This is a genomic window from Citrobacter sp. RHBSTW-00887 (genome assembly GCF_013728095.1).
Lineage (GTDB): Bacteria > Pseudomonadota > Gammaproteobacteria > Enterobacterales > Enterobacteriaceae > Citrobacter > Citrobacter braakii.
In genome coordinates, this window is record NZ_CP056267.1 from 1,539,602 (window position 1) to 1,556,663 (window position 17,062).

The 17,062-nt window shown below is 53.7% G+C and carries 14 protein-coding genes; 13 read left to right on the forward strand and 1 reads right to left on the reverse strand.

Going from position 1 to position 17,062, the window contains the following annotated elements; translation table 11 throughout:
* Nucleotides 1-66 precede the first annotated feature (66 nt).
* The 11 genes from ndk to HV314_RS07285 all read left to right on the forward strand — a co-directional run bounded on the left by ndk (nt 67) and on the right by HV314_RS07285 (nt 12,394).
* Nucleotides 67-498, forward strand: a complete 432-nt coding sequence (gene ndk / locus HV314_RS07235) for a nucleoside-diphosphate kinase (RefSeq protein WP_003037710.1) — start codon at nt 67-69, stop codon at nt 496-498.
* A 256-nt stretch (nt 499-754) separates the two neighbouring features.
* Nucleotides 755-1,921 (forward strand): bifunctional tRNA (adenosine(37)-C2)-methyltransferase TrmG/ribosomal RNA large subunit methyltransferase RlmN, encoded by a 1,167-nt coding sequence (locus HV314_RS07240; RefSeq protein WP_016154002.1) that lies wholly within the window; start codon nt 755-757, stop codon nt 1,919-1,921.
* 284 nt (nt 1,922-2,205) lie between these two features.
* The gene (rodZ, locus tag HV314_RS07245; RefSeq protein ID WP_047358237.1) at nt 2,206-3,195 is read left to right on the forward strand and encodes a cytoskeleton protein RodZ; all 990 of its coding nucleotides are present in this window, start codon (nt 2,206-2,208) and stop codon (nt 3,193-3,195) included.
* Nucleotides 3,196-3,221: 26 nt separating this feature from the next.
* Nucleotides 3,222-4,340: a flavodoxin-dependent (E)-4-hydroxy-3-methylbut-2-enyl-diphosphate synthase gene (gene ispG / locus HV314_RS07250; RefSeq protein WP_016154000.1), complete on the forward strand. Its 1,119-nt coding sequence runs from the start codon at nt 3,222-3,224 to the stop codon at nt 4,338-4,340.
* 110 nt (nt 4,341-4,450) lie between these two features.
* Complete coding sequence (hisS, locus tag HV314_RS07255; protein WP_019077380.1) at nt 4,451-5,725, forward strand: histidine--tRNA ligase; 1,275 nt, start codon at nt 4,451-4,453, stop codon at nt 5,723-5,725.
* A 13-nt stretch (nt 5,726-5,738) separates the two neighbouring features.
* Nucleotides 5,739-6,359: a YfgM family protein gene (locus HV314_RS07260; protein ID WP_016157128.1), complete on the forward strand. Its 621-nt coding sequence runs from the start codon at nt 5,739-5,741 to the stop codon at nt 6,357-6,359.
* A gap of 10 nt (nt 6,360-6,369) precedes the next feature.
* Nucleotides 6,370-7,548 (forward strand): outer membrane protein assembly factor BamB, encoded by a 1,179-nt coding sequence (gene bamB / locus HV314_RS07265; protein WP_016153997.1) that lies wholly within the window; start codon nt 6,370-6,372, stop codon nt 7,546-7,548.
* Between the two features lie 118 nt (nt 7,549-7,666).
* Nucleotides 7,667-9,139: a ribosome biogenesis GTPase Der gene (gene der, locus HV314_RS07270; protein WP_181547704.1), complete on the forward strand. Its 1,473-nt coding sequence runs from the start codon at nt 7,667-7,669 to the stop codon at nt 9,137-9,139.
* Between the two features lie 300 nt (nt 9,140-9,439).
* Nucleotides 9,440-10,981: a peptide MFS transporter gene (locus HV314_RS07275; protein ID WP_047358235.1), complete on the forward strand. Its 1,542-nt coding sequence runs from the start codon at nt 9,440-9,442 to the stop codon at nt 10,979-10,981.
* 63 nt (nt 10,982-11,044) lie between these two features.
* A complete protein-coding gene (locus HV314_RS07280) occupies nt 11,045-12,127 on the forward strand; it encodes a Gfo/Idh/MocA family oxidoreductase (protein ID WP_181547706.1) in 1,083 nt (360 codons plus the stop codon).
* Nucleotides 12,128-12,178: 51 nt separating this feature from the next.
* A complete protein-coding gene (locus HV314_RS07285; RefSeq protein WP_016157125.1) occupies nt 12,179-12,394 on the forward strand; it encodes a zinc ribbon domain-containing protein in 216 nt (71 codons plus the stop codon).
* On the opposite strand, the gene xseA is transcribed toward HV314_RS07285, so the two are convergent.
* The gene (gene xseA / locus HV314_RS07290) at nt 12,391-13,764 is read right to left on the reverse strand and encodes an exodeoxyribonuclease VII large subunit (RefSeq protein WP_181547708.1); all 1,374 of its coding nucleotides are present in this window, start codon (nt 13,762-13,764) and stop codon (nt 12,391-12,393) included. The two genes, HV314_RS07285 and xseA, sit on opposite strands and share 4 nt — an antisense overlap.
* Nucleotides 13,765-13,924: 160 nt before the next feature.
* On the opposite strand from xseA, the gene guaB reads away from it, so the two are divergent.
* Together guaB and guaA are read left to right on the forward strand one after the other, a co-directional pair.
* Nucleotides 13,925-15,391, forward strand: a complete 1,467-nt coding sequence (gene guaB / locus HV314_RS07295) for an IMP dehydrogenase (RefSeq protein WP_181547710.1) — start codon at nt 13,925-13,927, stop codon at nt 15,389-15,391.
* A gap of 63 nt (nt 15,392-15,454) precedes the next feature.
* Complete coding sequence (gene guaA / locus HV314_RS07300) at nt 15,455-17,032, forward strand: glutamine-hydrolyzing GMP synthase (RefSeq protein WP_016153990.1); 1,578 nt, start codon at nt 15,455-15,457, stop codon at nt 17,030-17,032.
* Nucleotides 17,033-17,062 lie beyond the last annotated feature (30 nt).

Consider the following 17,062-nt stretch of genomic DNA (forward strand, 5'->3'; position numbering starts at 1 on the left):
TGCCGGGATGCTCTTTATAATCCGCGCCAGGTAAACAACAACAAAACATCTTTTTCAGAGGTAATCATGGCTATTGAACGTACTTTTTCCATCATCAAACCAAACGCGGTGGCAAAAAACGTTATTGGGAGCATCTTTGCGCGCTTTGAAGCAGCAGGGTTCAAAATTGTCGGTACTAAAATGCTGCACCTGACCGTTGAGCAGGCGCGTGGCTTCTATGCTGAGCATGATGGTAAGCCGTTCTTTGACGGTCTGGTTGAATTCATGACCTCCGGTCCTATCGTTGTTTCTGTTCTGGAAAGCGAAAATGCCGTGCAGCGTCACCGTGATCTGCTGGGTGCAACCAACCCGGCGAATGCGCTGGCGGGTACTCTGCGTGCAGACTACGCTGATAGCTTCACTGAGAACGGTACTCACGGTTCCGACTCCGTTGAATCTGCCGCGCGTGAAATCGCCTATTTCTTCGGTGAAGGCGAGGTTTGCCCGCGCACGCGCTAATCTCCTGCGTCTTTCACATCGCATAGTTTTCTATGCTTTCGGGGAGGCTCGAACATGCCGCTTTCCTGCGATGCGAAATCCTTTGGAGAGGAATTAGCGATTTACATATTATTTTCGCTAATGCTTCGTGCAAACGTGGCATCCCTGCGCCAGACTTTGTACAATGCAACGCCCCGGAAGAGCAGAACGCTTGCCGGGGCGTTTCTTTTTAACCCTCCACGGGCCACAACGTGTAACAACGAGGCCGGAAAAAATTATGTCTGAATTAGTTAACACCTCTGAAGTCGTCATTCCTGCGGTTCCAAATAAAAATGGAAAAATCAACCTGCTGGATCTGAACCGTCAGCAAATGCGCGAATTCTTCAAAGATATGGGTGAAAAACCGTTTCGTGCCGATCAGGTCATGAAGTGGATGTACCACTATTGCAGCGACAACTTTGATGACATGACTGACATCAATAAGGTGCTGCGTAACAAGCTGAAAGAAGTGGCTGAAATTCGTGCCCCGGAAGTGGTGGAAGAGCAGCGTTCCTCTGACGGTACGATCAAATGGGCCATCGCGGTTGGCGATCAGCGCGTAGAAACCGTGTATATCCCGGAAGACGATCGCGCGACCCTGTGTGTTTCTTCACAGGTCGGTTGTGCATTAGAGTGTAAATTCTGCTCTACGGCGCAACAGGGCTTTAACCGTAACCTGCGGGTGTCGGAAATCATTGGTCAGGTCTGGCGTGCGGCGAAAATCGTCGGCGCGGTGAAAGCAACGGGCGTGCGTCCTATCACTAACGTAGTGATGATGGGGATGGGCGAGCCGCTGCTCAACCTGACCAACGTGGTGCCAGCGATGGAAATCATGTTGGATGACTTCGGTTTTGGGCTGTCCAAGCGTCGCGTCACGCTCTCCACCTCAGGCGTTGTCCCTGCGCTGGATAAGCTGGGCGATATGATTGATGTCGCGCTGGCGATTTCTCTGCATGCGCCGAACGATGAAATTCGTGACGAAATTGTACCTATCAACAAAAAGTACAATATCGAAACATTCCTTGGCGCGGTTCGTCGTTATCTGGAGAAATCCAACGCTAACCAGGGTCGTGTGACCATTGAGTATGTGATGTTAGATCACATCAATGATGGTACTGAACACGCGCATCAGTTGGCAGAGCTGCTGAAAGATACGCCGTGTAAGATTAACCTGATCCCGTGGAACCCGTTCCCTGGCGCGCCGTATGGCCGTAGCTCTAACAGCCGTATCGATCGTTTCTCCAAAGTGTTGATGAGCTATGGTTTCACTACCATCGTGCGTAAAACACGTGGCGATGACATCGATGCAGCCTGCGGTCAGCTGGCGGGTGACGTTATCGACCGTACCAAGCGTACTCTGCGTAAGCGTATGCAGGGCGACGCTATCGATATCAAGACCGTTTGATGTTGAGTGCACTACGGTATAATTCATGTACCGTAGTGCAACGTAAGCCAAATGAGGTTCTTTGTTGTTGTTGTCAGGTCAATAATAACGGTGCGTTTTTGTCGACTTTAAGGCAGTATGTAACGGCGCAACAAGCCTTTAGCCCTCAGGTTTACGTTGTTTTGTCTTTGATAGTCTGACCGTTTTATACTGTCTGACGAAGGTTAACTGACCAGATGTTTCGCGGTGTGGGTGAGCATTGTGGCTCGCCGTCATCAGAACCCAAATTTACGCAGCTGTAGCGAATGAATACTGAAGCCACGCACGACAAAAATGAAGCACTATCCACCGGCGTTCGTCTGCGCAATGCCCGTGAACAACTCGGATTCAGCCAGCAGGCAGTCGCGGAGCGACTTTGCCTGAAGGTCTCCACGGTACGTGATATTGAAGAAGATAAGGCACCAGCCGATCTCGCTTCAACATTCCTGCGCGGGTATATCCGTTCTTATGCGCGTCTGGTGCATATTCCTGAAGAAGAACTGTTGCCAGGGCTGGAAAAACAGGCTCCGATTCGCCCAGCCAAAGTCGCACCGATGCAGAGCTTCTCGCTCGGTAAGCGTCGTAAAAAACGCGACGGCTGGTTAATGACCTTTACCTGGCTGGTGCTGTTTGTCGTTGTCGGACTGACGGGAGCCTGGTGGTGGCAGAACCATAAAGCGCAGCAGGAAGAGATCACCACCATGGCCGATCAATCCTCCGCTGAGCTGAATGCCGGTAAAGATGGTGCGCAGAACGTACCGTTAGATACCAGCGCCGCAGCGGGCCAGGGTACTACCCCGGCTCCAGACGATGGCGCGGTGGCGGACGCAGCGCCTACGCCAGATGTTGCTGCAACCCCGGCACCTGCCGCTGATGCGCAGCAGAATGCCGTTGTGGCACCTTCTCAGGCTAACGTCGATACCGCAACTGCAGCGCCAGCTACCGCGGCGCCGCTGCCGACTGACCAGGCGGGTGTCACTACCCCTGCCGCCGATCCTAACGCACTGGTAATGAACTTTACCGCCGATTGCTGGCTGGAAGTGACCGATGCGACCGGAAAAAAACTGTTCAGTGGTATGCAGCGTAAGGACGGCAATCTGAATCTGACGGGTCAGGCGCCGTACAAACTGAAAATTGGCGCTCCGGCGGCAGTGCAGATTCAGTTCCAGGGTAAACCTGTCGATCTGAGTCGTTTTATCAGAACTAACCAGGTTGCGCGTCTGACCGTTAATGCCGAACAATCACCGGCTCAGTAACAGACGGCAATGCGGGAGATTTTTTAATGCATAACCAGGCTCCAATTCAACGTAGAAAATCGACACGCATTTACGTTGGGAACGTGCCGATCGGCGATGGCGCGCCCATCGCCGTACAGTCTATGACCAATACGCGTACCACAGATGTGGAAGCGACGGTTAATCAGATCAAAGCGCTGGAACGCGTCGGCGCAGATATTGTTCGTGTCTCTGTACCGACAATGGATGCCGCAGAAGCGTTCAAGCTTATCAAACAGCAGGTTAATGTTCCGCTGGTTGCCGATATTCACTTCGACTATCGTATCGCGCTGAAGGTGGCGGAATACGGCGTCGATTGCCTGCGTATCAACCCAGGCAATATCGGTAATGAAGAGCGTATTCGCATGGTAGTGGACTGCGCTCGTGATAAAAATATTCCTATCCGTATCGGCGTCAACGCCGGATCGCTGGAAAAAGATCTGCAGGAAAAATACGGTGAACCGACGCCGCAGGCGCTGCTGGAATCCGCTATGCGCCATGTGGATCACCTCGATCGTCTGAACTTCGATCAATTCAAAGTCAGCGTTAAAGCGTCTGACGTTTTCCTCGCCGTAGAATCCTATCGCCTGCTGGCGAAACAGATCGATCAACCGCTGCATTTGGGGATCACCGAAGCCGGTGGCGCACGCAGTGGGGCGGTAAAATCAGCGATCGGTTTAGGATTGCTGTTGTCCGAAGGGATCGGCGATACGCTGCGTGTCTCTTTGGCGGCGGATCCGGTGGAAGAGATCAAGGTTGGCTTCGATATCCTGAAATCGCTGCGCATTCGTGCCCGCGGGATCAACTTTATCGCCTGCCCAACCTGCTCGCGTCAGGAGTTCGACGTTATCGGTACGGTGAACGCGCTGGAACAACGTCTGGAAGATATCATTACGCCAATGGATGTTTCGATCATCGGCTGCGTGGTGAACGGTCCTGGCGAAGCGCTGGTTTCTACGCTGGGCGTCACGGGCGGTAACAAGAAAAGCGGTCTGTATGAAGACGGTGTGCGTAAGGATCGACTCGATAACGACGATATGATTACGCAGCTTGAAGCCCGCATTCGCGCCAAAGCGAGTATCCTGGACGAAGCGCGTCGTATTGACGTGCAGCAGCTTGAAAAATAACAACGTGATGGGAAGCGGCGTGCTTCCCGTGTATGATTGAACCCGCATGGCGCCCGCATTGTTCGGGTTAGCGCTGAGGGTTCATTTTTATATTCATAAAGAGAATAAACGTGGCAAAAAACATTCAAGCCATTCGCGGCATGAACGATTATCTGCCTGGCGAAACCGCCATCTGGCAGCGCATTGAAGGCACTCTCAAAAACGTGCTCGGCAGCTACGGTTACAGTGAAATCCGCTTGCCGATTGTAGAGCAGACCCCGTTATTCAAACGCGCGATCGGTGAAGTCACCGACGTGGTTGAAAAAGAGATGTATACCTTTGAGGACCGTAATGGCGACAGCCTGACGTTGCGTCCTGAAGGGACTGCGGGCTGCGTACGCGCCGGCATCGAACATGGTCTCCTGTACAATCAGGAACAGCGTCTGTGGTATATCGGGCCGATGTTCCGCCACGAACGTCCGCAAAAAGGGCGCTATCGTCAATTCCATCAGCTGGGTGTCGAAGTGTTTGGCCTGCAAGGTCCGGACATCGATGCTGAACTGATTATGCTGACCGCTCGCTGGTGGCGCGCGCTGGGTATTTCTCAGCATGTCAGCCTTGAGCTGAACTCAATTGGTTCGCTTGAAGCCCGCGCTAACTACCGTGATGCGCTGGTCGCCTACCTGGAACAGCACAAAGAGAAACTGGACGAAGACTGCAAGCGCCGTATGTACACTAACCCGCTGCGCGTTCTCGACTCCAAAAACCCGGAAGTACAGGCGCTGCTCAACGACGCACCTGCACTGGGCGACTATCTTGATGACGACTCTCGCGAGCACTTTGCGGGCCTGTGCAAACTGCTGGAATCCGCAGGTATTGCCTACACCGTCAATCAGCGTCTGGTTCGTGGTCTTGATTATTACAACCGCACCGTATTTGAGTGGGTCACCAGCAGCCTGGGCTCTCAGGGTACAGTGTGTGCCGGTGGGCGTTACGACGGTCTGGTAGAGCAACTTGGCGGTCGCGCAACGCCGGCCGTGGGTTTTGCCATGGGTCTGGAACGACTTGTTTTGTTAGTTCAGGCAGTTAATCCGGAATTTAACGCAGATCCTGTTGTCGATATATACCTGGTCGCTTCGGGGGCGGATACGCAGTCGGCGGCAATGCGGCTTGCAGAACGTCTGCGCGATGAAGTTCCTGGTGTGAAACTGATGACAAACCACGGTGGCGGCAACTTTAAGAAACAGTTCGCCCGCGCCGACAAGTGGGGCGCCCGCGTTGCACTGGTACTGGGCGAGTCCGAAGTGGCTGACGGTACTGTTGTAGTGAAGGATTTGCGCTCTGGTGAGCAAACGGCAGTAGCGCAGGATAGCGTTGCCGCGCATTTGCGCACTCTACTGGGCTAAGGAGAAGGACAGCGTGGAAATTTACGAGAACGAAAACGACCAGATTGATGCAGTAAAACGCTTCTTTGCTGAAAACGGCAAAGCGCTGGCTGTTGGGGTCATTTTAGGGGTTGGCGCGCTGGTTGGCTGGCGTTACTGGACCAGCCATCAGACGGAGTCCGCACGCTCTGCTTCTCTGGCATATCAAAATACGGTGACTGCGGTTAGCGCGGGTAAACCGGATAGTCTTCCTGCTGCAGAGAAATTTGCCGCAGAAAACAAAAATACCTACGGCGCGTTAGCTTCACTGGAACTGGCGCAGCAGTTTGTTGACCAAAATGAACTTGAGAAAGCCGCAAGCCAGCTGCAACAAGGCTTAGCAGCGACCAGCGATGAGAATCTCAAAGCGGTGATTAATCTGCGTCTGGCTCGTGTTCAGGTTCAGCTTAAACAGGCTGATACCGCGCTGAAAACACTCGACACCATTAAAGGTGAAGGGTGGACGGCCATTGTTGCCGACCTGCGCGGTGAAGCATTGCTGAGCAAAGGCGATAAACAAGGTGCGCGTAGCGCATGGGAAGCGGGCGTGAAAAGCGATGCCTCTCCTGCTCTGAGCGAAATGATGCAGATGAAAATCAATAATTTGTCCATCTGAGAGGGACCCGATGCAATTGCGTAAATTACTTCTGCCAGGGCTGCTTTCCGTTACCCTATTGAGCGGCTGTTCACTGTTTAGTGGCGAAGAAGATGTCGTTAAGATGTCCCCATTACCGGTGGTTGAAAACCAGTTTACTCCGTCTACGGACTGGAGCACCTCTGTAGGTAACGGTATTGGTGATTTCTATTCCAATCTTCATCCTGCGCTGGCGGATAACGTTGTCTATGCAGCCGATCGCGCCGGCGTCGTTAAGGCGTTGAATGCGGACGACGGCAAAGAAGTCTGGTCTGTTAATCTGGGTGAGAAAGACGGCTGGTTCTCCCGCGCATCTGCACAGCTTTCTGGCGGTGTAACCGTGTCCGGTGGCCATGTTTACATTGGCAGCGAAAAAGCGCAGGTTTATGCGCTGAACACCAGCGATGGTACCACCGCATGGCAGACGAAAGTTGCCGGTGAAGCGCTGTCTCGTCCTGTTGTGAGCGATGGCGTGGTATTAATCCACACCAGTAACGGTCAGTTGCAGGCCTTGAACGAAGCTGACGGCGCTATCAAATGGACCGTTAACCTCGACATGCCTTCTCTGTCTCTGCGCGGCGAATCTGCCCCAGCGACCGCCTTTGGCGCAGCTATCGTTGGCGGTGATAACGGCCGCGTAAGCGCCGTGCTGATGCAGCAGGGCCAGATGATTTGGCAGCAGCGTATTTCTCAGGCGACAGGTCCAACGGAAATCGATCGTCTGAGCGACGTTGATACCACGCCTGTTATCGTCAATGGCGTTGTCTACGCGCTGGCTTATAATGGTAACCTGACGGCGCTGGATCTGCGCAGCGGTCAGATCATGTGGAAACGTGAACTGGGCTCAGTGAATGATTTCATCGTCGACGGTAACCGTATCTACCTGGTAGACCAGAACGATCGTGTACTGGCGCTGACCACCGACGGCGGTGTGACGCTGTGGACGCAAAGCGATCTGCTGCACCGTCTGCTGACGTCCCCGGTATTGTATAACGGCAATCTGGTCGTGGGTGATAGCGAAGGCTACCTGCACTGGATTAACGTTGACGATGGCCGCTTTGTCGCCCAGCAGAAAGTTGACAGCTCTGGTTTCCTGACCGAGCCGGTCTCTGCTGATGGTAAACTGCTGATCCAGGCGAAAGACGGTACGCTGTACTCTATTACGCGTTAATCGTCCCGGCCGCTCGCTTTGAAAAACGGCTCCTGGTGCAGGGGCCGTTTTACTGTTTTTAACAACGGCGCAAAAAATGTGCCCGTTGTCTGATGATTTATTAAATGAGGCTTTAAACATGGTACCTGTGGTCGCGCTTGTCGGGCGCCCTAACGTTGGCAAATCCACGTTATTTAACCGTCTAACTCGCACCCGAGATGCGCTGGTTGCGGATTTCCCGGGTCTGACTCGTGACCGTAAGTACGGTCGTGCGGAAATTGAAGGCCGCGAGTTTATCTGTATTGATACCGGCGGTATTGATGGCACCGAAGACGGTGTAGAAACCCGCATGGCGGAACAGTCGCTGTTGGCGATCGAAGAAGCGGACGTTGTGCTGTTCATGGTAGATGCGCGTGCTGGCCTGATGCCTGCGGATGAAGCCATTGCGAAACATCTGCGTTCGCGCCAGAAACCGACGTTCCTGGTAGCCAACAAAACTGACGGACTCGATCCTGATCAGGCGGTCGTCGATTTCTACTCGCTGGGTCTGGGTGTAATTTATCCGATCGCGGCATCCCATGGTCGTGGCGTTCTCAGCCTGCTGGAGCATGTTCTGCTGCCGTGGATGGATGACGTTGCTCCTCAGGAAGAGGTGGATGAAGATGCAGAATATTGGGCGCAACTGGAAGCCGAAGAGAACGGCGAAGAAGAGCCTGAAGATGACTTCAACCCGCAGGATCTGCCGATCAAACTGGCGATTGTTGGTCGCCCGAACGTAGGTAAGTCCACGCTTACTAACCGTATTCTCGGCGAAGACCGCGTAGTGGTTTACGACATGCCGGGGACCACGCGTGACAGTATTTATATCCCGATGCAACGCGATGAGCGCGAATATGTGCTCATTGATACCGCGGGCGTGCGTAAGCGCGGCAAAATTACCGAAGCAGTAGAAAAATTCTCAGTTATCAAAACGCTGCAGGCGATTGAAGATGCCAACGTGGTGATGCTGGTGATTGACGCGCGCGAAGGAATTTCCGATCAGGACCTGTCGCTGCTGGGCTTTATCCTCAATAGTGGGCGTTCACTTGTTATTGTGGTCAACAAGTGGGATGGCCTGACGCAGGAAGTGAAAGAGCAGGTCAAAGAGACCTTGGACTTCCGTCTGGGCTTTATTGATTTTGCGCGTGTACACTTCATCTCTGCGCTGCACGGCAGCGGCGTGGGTAATCTGTTTGAATCGGTCCGCGAAGCGTATGACAGCTCCACCCGTCGCGTCAGCACCGCGATGCTGACGCGCATTATGACTATGGCGGCAGAAGATCATCAGCCGCCGCTGGTGCGTGGTCGTCGTGTGAAGCTGAAATATGCCCACGCCGGTGGTTATAACCCACCAATCGTGGTGATTCACGGCAACCAGGTCAAAGACCTGCCGGATTCCTACAAGCGTTATCTGATGAACTATTTCCGTAAGTCTTTGGATGTGATGGGGACGCCGATCCGCATTCAGTTCAAAGAAGGGGAAAACCCGTTTGCGAACAAACGCAATACGCTGACGCCGACGCAGATGCGTAAACGTAAGCGTTTGATAAAACACATCAAAAAAAGCAAGTAACCGTTGCTGATGCTGATAAAAACCCGTGCTTGTCGCGGGTTTTTTTTCGAAGTTCCATCGCCAGCCTCAGCCCGTGCGATGTCAATCACTATTCATTTTTTACCAAGTTTAAATCTAAGAAAGTAGACATTTGTCGAGTTTTCGTCTTAAAGTCCGGGGGCTGGTACTAGACAAAACTAGCCTTAGGTTATCAAATGGTTAAATAAATTTTCGCCGCATGTAAAAAATCGGTCAGATACGTAACTGGCTGGCGTACATCGCGGTGTTTACACACACGACGACATAACTTTCGGGAGAATTATGCAATCCTCTGTTAATCAAAAAGAAAGCCGAACTTTCTTCGGCCATCCTTATCCGCTCGGCTCGCTGTTCTTCACAGAGATGTGGGAGCGCTTCTCGTTTTATGGCATTCGCCCGTTACTGATCCTGTTTATGGCTGCTACCGTTTATGACGGCGGCATGGGGCTGGCACGTGAAAATGCCTCGGCGATTGTGGGTATCTTTGCCGGTACGATGTACCTCGCTGCGCTGCCGGGTGGCTGGCTGGCGGATAACTGGCTCGGCCAACAGAAAGCGGTGTGGTACGGTTCCATCCTGATTGCCCTCGGCCATCTGTCAATTGCGCTCTCCGCCATTATGGGGAACAACCTGTTCTTTATTGGTCTGATGTTTATCGTGCTCGGTTCTGGTCTGTTTAAGACCTGTATTTCGGTCATGGTTGGCACGCTTTACAAAAAAGGCGATGCGCGTCGCGACGGCGGTTTCTCGCTGTTCTACATGGGCATCAACATGGGGTCGTTTATCGCGCCGCTGATTTCCGGCTGGCTGATTAAAACCCATGGCTGGCACTGGGGCTTTGGCATCGGTGGTATCGGGATGTTGGTGGCGTTGATCATTTTCCGTGTATTTGCCGTTCCATCAATGAAACGCTACGACAGCGAAGTGGGGCTCGACTCCACCTGGAATAGCCCGGTAGTGAAACGTAACGGCGTGGGCGCGTGGCTGCTGGCGCTGGCCGTCGGTGCGGCGGTTATCGTTACGCTGATAGCGCAGGGCGTGATTGTAATTAATCCGGTCGCGGTTGCCAGCATGCTGGTGTACGTGATTGCAGCCTCCGTTGCGCTCTACTTTATCTACCTGTTCATCTTTGCCGGTCTGAACCGTAAAGAGCGCGCCAGACTGCTGGTCTGCTTTATCCTGCTGGTTTCCGCCGCGTTCTTCTGGTCCGCGTTTGAGCAGAAGCCAACATCATTCAACCTGTTCGCCAACGACTACACTAACCGTATGATCGGTGATTTTGAAATCCCGGCGGTCTGGTTCCAGTCGATAAACGCGCTGTTTATTATCCTGCTGGCACCGGTATTCAGTTGGGCATGGCCGAAGCTGGCAAGCATGAATATTCGCCCGAGTAGCATCACCAAGTTTGTGATCGGTATCCTCTTTGCGGCGGCAGGCTTCGGTCTGATGATGATGGCGGCGCAAAACGTTCTCAGTAACGGCGGGGCAGGCGTTTCTCCATTCTGGCTGGTGGGCAGTATCCTGATGCTGACGCTTGGCGAGCTGTGCCTGAGTCCGATCGGTCTGGCGACAATGACGCTGCTGGCGCCGGAAAGAATGCGCGGGCAGATGATGGGCCTGTGGTTCTGCGCCAGTGCGCTGGGCAACCTGGCCGCAGGTTTGATTGGCGGTCATGTGAAGGCTGACCAACTGGATATGCTGCCGGATCTCTTCGCACGCTGCTCGATTGCGCTGCTGATCTGCGCTGCGGTACTGATCATCCTCATTGTTCCGATTCGTCGCATGCTGGAGAATACGCAAACTAAACCGGCAACTAGCGCCTGATAACACCTCGATTGTGCCGGGGCAGACGTTATGTCCCGGCTATTCAATTAACGAGGTAAGAGCATGCTGTTAGGATTTGTTGGGCTTGGTGCAGTCGTTGAAACGGCATACTTGCCCGCATTACGTAATATGTTCGGTGATGCACTACGCTGTGTGGGATTTGATGTTCAATCCGCAAAGCAGCCCGCAGACGTGACACGCTGTGCGTTGCTCGCTGAACTTCTTGCAATGCCGCTTGATACCCTGTTTATTACCACCGCATCCATGCATCACCTCGATGTGCTTGAACAGGCGCTGGCGGCTCCCATCGCTCGTATTGTGGTCGAAAAGCCTATTGTCGCCACGCTTTCCCAAATTGAAAAACTGAAAACGCTGCTGACTCAACCGGATGCTGCCAACCGCGTGCTGGCACTCGACCATTGGATGGCACGCAATGGTGCAATGCAGCTGGCGTTGGGCAAACTCGGAGCGCAGTGGCAGGGCGATAATCCGCAACAGGCACTTGTCTCTCATTTTTCACACATTGTTAAAATCGACGGTTTTTTGCAGGAACCGAGCGGGTTTAACGCTGTTGGAGAACCCATTGCGCTTAACTTTGCCACCGGTGAGCCGGATACCCGTGAGCTTCGTCATCCGGACGGTGTGATTCTGGACATTGGCACACATGTACTGGCAATGCTGCGTGAAACAGTGCGTTACCTGGGCGGTAATGACAGTATGACCTTGCAGGTGAAAAGCGCTAAAGACCGTCTGGGACGTAATATTGTAGAGGGCGACCTGACCACAGCAGAAGGAGAGGCGCATCTGCAGGGACAGATTAGCGGCATTCCGCTGGACATCTGGCTGAATAAATACGCGGGGCCGGCTGGCGGACAAAAAGGCCTGCGCCTTTGTCTGCGCGATGGTCGTGTCATTAGCCATGATCGCCGTGGTGTCGAGGATGTGCTCGAATTGATTGACGGTGATGTTGTACAACGCTGGAGTCTGCCTGGTAGCGTATATGCCCATTGTCTGGCGGAGCATATTCTGGGCGCGCAAAGTCTGTTTGAACGCAGCCCACAGGAAGTGAGCCGCACGACGCAGCGCAGGCTGGAGGAAGTGGAGTGCCTGTTAACGTTACAGCAGCAGTTACGCGGGCGGCATTAAACGCATCGTGTTAAACTCAGCGCAGTAATGGATCCCTGTACTGGAGTCGCTATGTCTATTATTTGCCCGGATTGTCATGCAGAGCTGGAGCCGCAAAACGGTATGGCGCACTGTGATAACTGTAATAAAGATATTCAGTTAGAAGCGCACTGCCCGGAGTGCAATCAGCCACTGCAGGTGCTTAAAGCCTGTGGTGCGGTGGATTATTTCTGCCAGAACGGTCATGGCCTTATCTCGAAGAAACGCGTGGCGTTTGTGCCGCTTTAATCCTGTTTTTTCCTGCGTGTTTTCTTTGTCTTCGTGACAGCTCTCACTTCGCTTTCCACCCATCCGTCAGACAGGCGGGTGGTGAGCACATCACCTGCTGTAACCTGTTTAGTCTGTTTCAGCACTTCACCCTCTTTTGCGGTCGTCACGCTATAACCGCGGGCCAGCGTGGCCAGTGGGCTGACTGCCTCAAGATGGGTAACCGCGTTGCCAAAACGCTCGCGCTGTTCGCTTAAACTCGCACGGATATTTTCCGCCAGGCGGTATTCCAGTTGCTGAATGCGTGTTTGCGCACGGTAAATACGCGGCTGCGGGTTTTGCTGATTCAGACGCTGCAGCATGCGCTGCTGACGCTGATTTGCCTGTTTAATCTTATTCTCAAGTGCGAAGTTCATTCTCTGACGCAGTCGTTCCAGCACGGTCTGTTGACGGGCCAGACGCAGTTGCGGATGCTGCTGTTGCAAGCGGTGATGAAGCTGGGTAAATCGACGAGTACGATTGGCGAGGTAGTAGTCCATCGCCATCTCCAGACGCTGCTGACCATGCTGTATTTGACGCAGCAGTTCAAGCTGATTACGGCTGACAATTTCTGCCGCCGCCGACGGCGTAGGTGCCCGTAAATCTGCAATAAAATCGGCAATAGTGACATCGGTTTCATGGCCGACGGCGCTGACGACTGGAATGCGGCTGGCAAAGATCGCCCGTGCAACACGTTCGTCGTTAAAGCTCCACAAATCTTCCAGCGAGCCGCCGCCGCGCCCGACGATCAGCACATCGCACTCGCCCCGCGCGTTCGCCAGTTCAATGGCCCGAACGATCTGCCCTGGCGCATCATCGCCCTGGACTGCGGTCGGGTAGATAATAACGGGCAGGGAAGGGTCGCGACGCTTCAGGACGTGGAGGATATCGTGCAGCGCGGCGCCGGTTTTAGAGGTGATTACCCCGACGCAGTGGGCCGGTGAGGGCAGCGTTTTTTTGAACTGCTGATCGAATAGCCCTTCAGCCTGCAGTTTGGCCTTGAGTTGCTCATATTTTTGCTGCAGCAAACCTTCGCCCGCTGGCTGCATGCTCTCAACAATTATCTGATAGTCGCCGCGCGGCTCGTACAATGTAATGTTGGCGCGTACCAGTACCTGCTGACCGTGCTGTGGTCGGAACGTTACCCGGCGATTGCTGTTGCGAAACATCGCGCAGCGTACCTGAGCGGTGTCATCTTTGAGCGTGAAATACCAGTGACCGGAGGACGGCTGAGTGAAATTCGAAATTTCACCGCTGATCCACACTTGTCCCATTTCCTGCTCAAGCAGCAAACGAACCGTCTGATTCAGGCGGCTTACGGTAAAAATTGAGGTGGTCTGAGAGGATAACATGTGAGCGGGATCAAATTCTAAATCAGCAAGTTATTCAGTCGAAAGTAACATGCTCACAGAGGAGCGCAAGGTTTTTTTGCAAAAAAGTGTGGATGCAATCGGTTACGCTCTGTATAATGCCGCGGCAATATTTAATAACCTCCCAGGTGAGATATTGCCCATGCTACGTATCGCAAAAGAAGCCCTGACGTTTGACGACGTCCTCCTCGTTCCCGCTCATTCTACCGTTCTGCCGAATACTGCTGATCTCAGCACCCAGTTGACGAAAACCATTCGCCTGAACATTCCTATGCTCTCCGCAGCAATGGACACCGTGACGGAAGCGCGCCTGGCAATTGCCCTGGCTCAGGAAGGCGGCATCGGTTTTATCCACAAAAACATGTCTATTGAGCGCCAGGCGGAAGAAGTTCGTCGCGTGAAGAAACATGAATCTGGCGTCGTGACCGACCCACAAACCGTACTGCCAACCACCACTCTGCGCGAAGTAAAAGAACTGACCGAGCGTAACGGTTTCGCAGGCTACCCGGTAGTGACTGAAGATAATGAACTGGTCGGCATCATCACCGGTCGTGACGTACGGTTTGTGACTGATCTGAATCAGCCGGTTAGCGTCTACATGACGCCGAAAGAGCGTCTGGTGACCGTTCGTGAAGGCGAAGCACGCGATGTTGTCTTTGCCAAAATGCACGAAAAACGCGTCGAGAAAGCGCTGGTTGTTGACGACAGCTTCCATCTGCTCGGCATGATCACCGTTAAAGATTTCCAGAAAGCGGAACGTAAACCTAACGCTTGTAAAGACGAGCATGGTCGTCTGCGCGTTGGGGCTGCTGTAGGCGCAGGTGCGGGTAACGAAGAGCGTGTTGACGCGCTGGTTGCCGCTGGCGTGGATGTTCTGCTGATTGACTCCTCTCACGGTCATTCAGAAGGCGTACTGCAGCGTATCCGTGAAACTCGTGCTAAATACCCGGATCTGCAGATCATCGGGGGGAACGTTGCGACTGGTGCAGGCGCTCGCGCGCTGGCGGAAGCCGGCTGCAGCGCTGTTAAAGTCGGTATCGGCCCAGGCTCCATCTGTACTACCCGTATCGTTACCGGCGTCGGTGTACCGCAGATCACCGCCGTTTCTGACGCCGTTGAAGCGCTGGAAGGCTCAGGTATTCCGGTTATTGCCGATGGCGGTATTCGTTTTTCCGGCGACATCGCAAAAGCGATCGCTGCGGGTGCTTCTGCAGTGATGGTTGGCTCTATGCTGGCGGGGACTGAAGAATCTCCGGGCGAAATCGAACTGTATCAGGGCCGTTCTTACAAATCATACCGTGGTATGGGCTCTTTGGGCGCGATGTCCAAAGGTTCTTCCGACCGTTATTTCCAAAGCGATAACGCCGCTGACAAACTGGTCCCGGAAGGCATCGAAGGTCGCGTTGCGTATAAAGGTCGCCTGAAAGAGATCATTCACCAGCAGATGGGTGGCCTGCGCTCCTGTATGGGTCTGACCGGCTGTGGTACTATCGACGCGCTGCGAACAAAAGCAGAGTTTGTACGTATCAGCGGTGCGGGTATTCAGGAAAGTCACGTTCACGATGTGACCATCACCAAAGAGTCCCCTAACTACCGCATGGGCTCCTGATAAGTTTCCGCGCCCGGCTATATGCCGGGCGAATTTGTTTCACTTGCCTCGGAATTAGCGTCAATGACAGACAATATTCATAAACATCGCATTCTCATCCTTGATTTCGGATCTCAGTACACTCAGCTGGTTGCTCGTCGCGTACGTGAACTGGGCGTCTATTGTGAACTGTGGGCGTGGGATGTTACGGAAGCACAAATTCGCGAATTCAACCCAAGCGGTATCATTCTTTCCGGTGGTCCGGAAAGCACCACTGAAGAAAACAGCCCGCGTGCGCCGGAATACGTTTTCACTGCGGGCGTGCCTGTGTTCGGCGTGTGCTACGGCATGCAGACTATGGCAATGCAGCTCGGTGGTCATGTTGAAGGTTCTAACGAACGTGAATTCGGCTATGCGCAGGTTGAAGTTCAGACCGACAGCGCGCTGATCCGCGGTATTGAAGACTCTCTGACCGCAGACGGCAAACCACTGCTGGACGTGTGGATGAGCCACGGCGACAAAGTGACCGCTATTCCGGAAGGTTTCGTGACCGTTGCCAGCACCGACAACTGCCCGTTTGCCATCATGGCGCACGAGGAAAAACGTTTCTACGGTGTGCAGTTCCATCCGGAAGTTACCCACACCCGTCAGGGGATGCGCATGCTGGAGCGTTTTGTGCGCGACATCTGCCAGTGTGAAGCGCTGTGGACCCCGGCAAAAATTATCGATGACGCCGTTGCCCGCATTCGTGAGCAGGTTGGCACTGATAAAGTGATCCTCGGCCTCTCCGGCGGCGTTGACTCCTCCGTCACCGCGATGCTGCTGCACCGTGCAATTGGCAAAAACCTGACCTGTGTGTTCGTCGACAACGGTCTGCTGCGTCTCAACGAAGCTCAGCAGGTGATGGATATGTTCGGCGACCATTTCGGCCTGAACATCATTCATGTTGAAGGTGAAAAGCGTTTCCTGGACGCGCTGAAAGGCGAGAACGATCCGGAAGCTAAACGTAAAATCATCGGCCGCGTGTTCGTGGAAGTCTTCGACGAAGAAGCGCTGAAGCTGGAAGACGTTAAGTGGCTGGCGCAGGGAACCATCTATCCGGACGTGATCGAATCCGCGGCTTCTGCCACGGGTAAAGCGCACGTCATCAAATCTCACCACAACGTGGGCGGTTTGCCGAAAGAGATGAAGATGGGTCTGGTTGAACCGCTGCGTGAGCTGTTCAAAGACGAAGTGCGTAAGATTGGTCTGGAGCTGGGTCTGCCGTACGACATGCTGTACCGTCACCCATTCCCGGGGCCGGGTCTGGGCGTACGCGTGCTGGGCGAAGTGAAGAAAGAGTACTGCGACCTGCTGCGCCGTGCGGATGCTATCTTCATTGAGGAACTGCACAACGCTGACCTGTACAACAAAGTGAGCCAGGCGTTCACCGTGTTCCTGCCAGTACGTTCCGTTGGCGTCATGGGCGATGGCCGTAAGTACGACTGGGTTGTTTCCCTGCGTGCTGTTGAAACCATCGACTTTATGACCGCGCACTGGGCGCACCTGCCGTATGACTTCTTAGGCCGCGTCTCTAACCGCATTATCAACGAAGTTAACGGTATTTCCCGCGTGGTGTATGACATCAGCGGTAAGCCGCCAGCTACGATTGAGTGGGAATGATTTACAGCTAACTCACAGCTAATCATTTCT

Excerpts from the sequence above, each read along its gene's own strand:
- guaB (WP_181547710.1), top strand. The coding sequence starts at position 13,925 with ATGCTACGTATCGCAAAAGAAGCCCTGACGTTTGACGACGTCCTCCTC.
- bamB (WP_016153997.1), top strand. The coding sequence starts at position 6,370 with ATGCAATTGCGTAAATTACTTCTGCCAGGGCTGCTTTCCGTTACCCTA.
- xseA (WP_181547708.1), bottom strand. The coding sequence starts at position 13,764 with ATGTTATCCTCTCAGACCACCTCAATTTTTACCGTAAGCCGCCTGAAT.
- guaA (WP_016153990.1), top strand. The coding sequence starts at position 15,455 with ATGACAGACAATATTCATAAACATCGCATTCTCATCCTTGATTTCGGA.
- ndk (WP_003037710.1), top strand. The coding sequence starts at position 67 with ATGGCTATTGAACGTACTTTTTCCATCATCAAACCAAACGCGGTGGCA.
- ispG (WP_016154000.1), top strand. The coding sequence starts at position 3,222 with ATGCATAACCAGGCTCCAATTCAACGTAGAAAATCGACACGCATTTAC.
- HV314_RS07285 (WP_016157125.1), top strand. The coding sequence starts at position 12,179 with ATGTCTATTATTTGCCCGGATTGTCATGCAGAGCTGGAGCCGCAAAAC.
- HV314_RS07240 (WP_016154002.1), top strand. The coding sequence starts at position 755 with ATGTCTGAATTAGTTAACACCTCTGAAGTCGTCATTCCTGCGGTTCCA.
- HV314_RS07275 (WP_047358235.1), top strand. The coding sequence starts at position 9,440 with ATGCAATCCTCTGTTAATCAAAAAGAAAGCCGAACTTTCTTCGGCCAT.
- HV314_RS07280 (WP_181547706.1), top strand. The coding sequence starts at position 11,045 with ATGCTGTTAGGATTTGTTGGGCTTGGTGCAGTCGTTGAAACGGCATAC.
- rodZ (WP_047358237.1), top strand. The coding sequence starts at position 2,206 with ATGAATACTGAAGCCACGCACGACAAAAATGAAGCACTATCCACCGGC.
- der (WP_181547704.1), top strand. The coding sequence starts at position 7,667 with ATGGTACCTGTGGTCGCGCTTGTCGGGCGCCCTAACGTTGGCAAATCC.